Source organism: Nocardia sp. NPDC004722, from assembly GCF_053601505.1.
Map to the genome: position 1 here is coordinate 1 of NZ_JBSGBY010000625.1, position 4,744 is coordinate 4,744.

Genomic DNA, 4,744 nt, shown 5'->3' on the forward strand with positions numbered 1-4,744 from the left:
CCGGCCCGGTCGCCAAGAACATGATCCAGGCGTTCTTCTTCGACCTGCAGCACATCAACAACGGCGGTTCGCGCCCGAAGGATGTGCCGAAGCGTGAGATCAAGAAGGTCGGCGTGATCGGCGCGGGCATGATGGGCGCGGGCATCGCGTACGTCACCGCCAAGGCCGGCATCGACGTCGTCCTCAAGGACGTCACCATCGAGGCCGCCAACCACGGCAAGGACTACTCGGTCAAGCTGGAAGAGAAGGCGCTCGCGCGTGGCAAGACCACCGAGGAGAAGTCCAAGACCCTGCTCGACCGCATCAAGCCGACCGCCGACCCGGCCGACTTCGCGGGCGTGGACTTCGTCATCGAGGCCGTGTTCGAGAACCCCGATCTGAAGGCCAAGGTCTTCCAGGAGATCGAGGACATCGTCGACGCGGACGCGCTGCTGGGCTCCAACACCTCGACCCTGCCCATCACCCTGCTGGCCAACGGCGTGAAGCGGACCGAGGACTTCATCGGCATCCACTTCTTCTCCCCGGTCGACAAGATGCCGCTGGTCGAGATCATCAAGGGCGAGAAGACCTCCGACGAGGCGCTGGCCCGGGTGTACGACTACACCCTCGCGATCCGCAAGACCCCGATCGTGGTGAACGACTCGCGCGGCTTCTACACCTCGCGCGTGATCGGCAAGTTCATCAACGAGGCCATCATGATGCTCGGTGAGGGCGTCGACCCGCAGACCATCGAGCAGGCCGGTCTGCAGGCGGGCTACCCGGCGGCGCCGCTGAAGCTCTCGGACGAGCTGAACTTCACCACCATGCAGAAGATCTACAAGGAGACCGCCGAGGCCATCGTGGCCGCCGGTGGCGAGATCGACGCGGCCTCGGGCGCGACGGCCTCCATCCTGGACAAGCTGGTGGGCGAGTTCGACCGCAAGGGCAAGGCCGGCGGCGCGGGCTTCTACGACTACGTCGACGGCAAGGCGACCGGTCTGTGGTCGGAGCTGCGCTCCACCTTCAAGACCTCCACCGAGCTCCCCGAGGGTGTCACCCTGCAGGATCTCAAGGACCGCATGCTGTTCGCCGAGGCCATCGAGACCCAGAAGTGCTTCGACGAGAACGTGCTGACCTCGACCGCCGACGCCAACATCGGCTCGATCTTCGGCATCGGCTTCCCGGCCTGGACCGGTGGCACCCACCAGTTCATCGTGGGCTACCCGGGTGGACAGGAAGCCTTCGTGGCGCGCGCCGACGAGCTGGCCGCCAAGTTCGGCAGCCGCTTCGAGGTCCCGGCCTCGCTGCGCAAGTAATACGGAAGCGGTTTTCCCGCTGACACAGTAGAAACCGAGACCCGGGTCGCGAAATACGCGACCCGGGTCTCGGCGATTAACAGATATGAAGGGGACGGGGTGGTACGTCCACAGGGACAGCGATTCTGGGACACGCCGGTGCGGTCCGCGCTACGTTGGATTGTGCGCGGTTAGAACACCGGAACGTACGTTCGGTACGCGCTCGTTCCAGTTCGACGGTGGCAGTTCGAGGTGGTCCAGATGAACCCACAGGCGCGCCCAGGTGGCTCGCGGAGTGAACCGACCTCCGAAGAACCGATTCCTCCCGAAAACTCCACGCAGGCATACCTTCCCATCGCCGTGACGGATGAACTCGAGGCCATGGGGCTGTTCGACGCGGAGGAGATCGGACGGGGCGGGTTCGGAGTGGTGTTCCGTTGTGCCCAGCGATCACTGGATCGGGTGGTGGCGGTCAAGGTGCTGTCCACCGAGATCGACGACGACGGCCTGGAGCGGTTCCTGCGTGAGGAACACGCCATGGGACGGCTGTCGGGGCATCCCAACATCGTCGACATCCTCCAAGTGGATGTGACCCCGAGCGGGCGGCCCTACATCGTGATGCCCTATGCCACGCGGGGATCGCTGGAAAAGGTGGTGCACGACAGCGGGCCACTGTCGTGGACGGATTCGCTGCGGGTCGGGGTGAAACTGGCCGGGGCCATCGAGACCGCGCACCGCGCGCAGGTGCTGCACCGCGATGTGAAACCGGCCAATGTGCTGTTGAGCCGGTACGGGGAGCCGCAGCTCACGGATTTCGGAATCGCCCGCATCCCAGGGGGTTTCCGCACGTCCACCAGTCTGATCACCGGGTCGCCCGCGTTCACCGCGCCCGAGGTGCTCAAGGGCGACGAGCCGACCGTGAGCTCCGATGTCTACGGTCTGGGTTCCACCCTGTTCGCCCTGCTCACCGGTCACGCCGCCTATGAGCGGCAGGCGGGGGAGAAGGTCATCGCGCAGTTCCTGCGCATCACCGGTCAACCGATTCCGGACCTGCGGGAGTTGCGGATCCCCGCCGATGTGGCCGGGGCCATCGAGGCCGCCATGTCACCGGATCCGGGCGATCGGCCCGCCACCGCCGCCGAATTCGGCGACCTGCTGCGCGCCGTGCAGGGCGAGCACGGGCAGGTACCCGACGAGATGGCGCTGCTCGACGGCGAGGAACAGCCCCTCGACGGCTCGGAATCGGCTGCCACACAGGAGTTCACGCGCCAGCGCACCTCGACGGTGGTGAATCCGCCGCGCGCTTCGTCGCTGACCTTGCGGCCGTCCACCGGTCCGAGTAGCCGCCTGCCCGCCACCGGCAATACGCTCCCGCCTACCGCCACAACGAAATTCCGCCCGCCGACCCCGGTGCGGGAGCCGATCGCGCGGCCGCGTCTGCTGGAGACGCTGCGCGCGGGCGGCCGCCGCCGCTTGGCGGTCATCCACGGCCCGGCCGGATTCGGCAAGAGCACGCTGGCCGCGCAGTGGTGCGCGGAGCTCACCGATCGCGGGGTGGCGGTGGCATGGATCGGCATCGACCGCGACGACGACAATGAGGTGTGGCTGCTGGCCCACATCGTCGCCGCGATCCGCAAGGTGCGCCCGGACATCGGGGTTGGGCTGGAACAGCTGCTGGAGGAGCGGCCCGCCGAGGCGGTGCCGTACGCGGTGTCGGCGCTCATCGACGAACTCCAGGCCAGCGACGTCCCGGTGGTCGTGGTGGTGGACGACTGGCATCGCATCACCGACGCGGGGGCGCAGCGGGCCATGGAGTCGCTGCTCGACAACTGTTCGCACCATTTGCGTTTCGTGGTCACCAGCCGCGAGCGGGCGGGGCTGCCGCTGAGCCGCATGCAGGTGGCCGACGAACTGGTGGAGATCGGGTCGGCGCAATTGCGGCTGACCGCCGAGGAGACCCGCCGGATCCTGGTCGAGCGCATGGGCCTGGCGCTGACCGAGCGTCAGGTGGAACAGATCCATGTCGCCACCGAGGGCTGGCCCGCCGCGATTCAGCTCGCGGGGCTGTCGCTGCGGCCCGCCGATCACGATGTGGACCGGCTCATCGCGGGACTCTCCGGCGACAACAAGGAGATCCGGGAGTACCTCGCCGAGAACGTGTTCGGCACCATCGAGCCGCCCATGCTCGAATTCCTCACCGCCATAGCGGTTCCCGAGCGGGTGAACGCCTCCCTCGCCGAGGCGCTCACCGGTGCGCGTGACGCCGCCGATCTGCTGGACCAGGCCGAGCGGCGGGAACTGTTCGTGCACCGCGTCTCCGACGATCCGAGCTGGTATCGGATGCAGCCCATGGTGGCCGAGCATCTGCGCGCCCGGCTCGACCGCGCCCACCCGGGTCAGCTGAAGAAGTTGCACGGCAAGGCTTCCCGCTGGTTCGCCGCCCACAATCTGATCCGGCAGTCGGTGGATCACGCGCTGGCCGCGACCGATCTGAACTACGCGCTGGATCTGGTCGAGAAGGGCGGGATGGACCTGATCGACAGCTCCCGGCTCGCGACATTGTTCGGCACGGTGTCGAAACTGCCGGTGCAGCAGGTGGCTTCGCGCTCCAAGCTGTTGATGGCGCTGGCGCGCGCGAATGTCACGTTGCAGCAGTCCGGCGCGGCCCGGACCGCGCTGGGGCGGCTGTCGAACATGCTGGCCACGCGCAGCTCGCCGGGTGATGCCGAGGCGGTGCGCGAGCGCTGTCAGGCCGCGGTGCTGGCGGCGGCCGATCAGGTGGCGCGCGATCGCACCGACGGGGTGCTGGACAAGCTCGGCGAATGCCTGAAGCTGGCCGACGAGCTGCCGCCGTGGACGGTGTCCACCGCGGCAAACCTGGCCTCCTATGTTCGCCTGTGCGACTTCGACTTCGAGGGCGCGCTCGGCATGCAGGAGTTCGCCGCGCCCTATCACGCGCGCTCGGGCGACCCGCTCGGCGAGGTCTTCGGATTGTGCGCGCGTGGCGACATCGCCTACGAGCAGCTCGATATCGACACCGCCACGCGGTGTTTCGAGCAGGCCTGGCAGACCGCCCGGGATCGCGCGGGTTCGCGCTCGAACTCGGCACGGGTGGCGGCGGCGCTGCTCGGCGAGGTCGCCTACCGCCGCGGTGATCTCGACAGCGCCGAACGGCTGCTGGACCAGAGCCACGAGCTCACCGCCCGGGTCGGCCCGGTGGATTTCCTGGTCACCATCTTCGTGAGCGGAGCGCGGGTGAAGGCGGTGCGCGGCGACCTGGAGACCGCGACCGCGCGCCTGGCCGAGGGTGCGCGAATCGCGGCCGAGCGCAAGCTCACCCGGCTGGCCGCCCATGTGCGCGCCGAGCGGTTGCGGCTGGGCCTGCCCTCGGATCCGCTGACCGCGGGGCTGGTCACCGATCCCATGGTCCGGTCGCTGCGGTCCGCCAGCGGCGCCGCCGCGCTGGCCCC

The 4,744-nt window shown here is 68.3% G+C and carries 2 protein-coding genes; both read left to right on the forward strand.

The genetic code is table 11. The annotated features are described in order from the left end of the window. The coding region (locus ACWELQ_RS38330; protein WP_452401911.1) for a 3-hydroxyacyl-CoA dehydrogenase family protein at nt 1-1,295 on the forward strand (1,295 nt) is incomplete at its 5' end. Between the two features lie 339 nt (nt 1,296-1,634). Beyond that, nucleotides 1,635-4,744: protein kinase domain-containing protein (locus ACWELQ_RS38335; protein ID WP_452401912.1), on the forward strand; the 3,110-nt coding region annotated here is incomplete at its 3' end.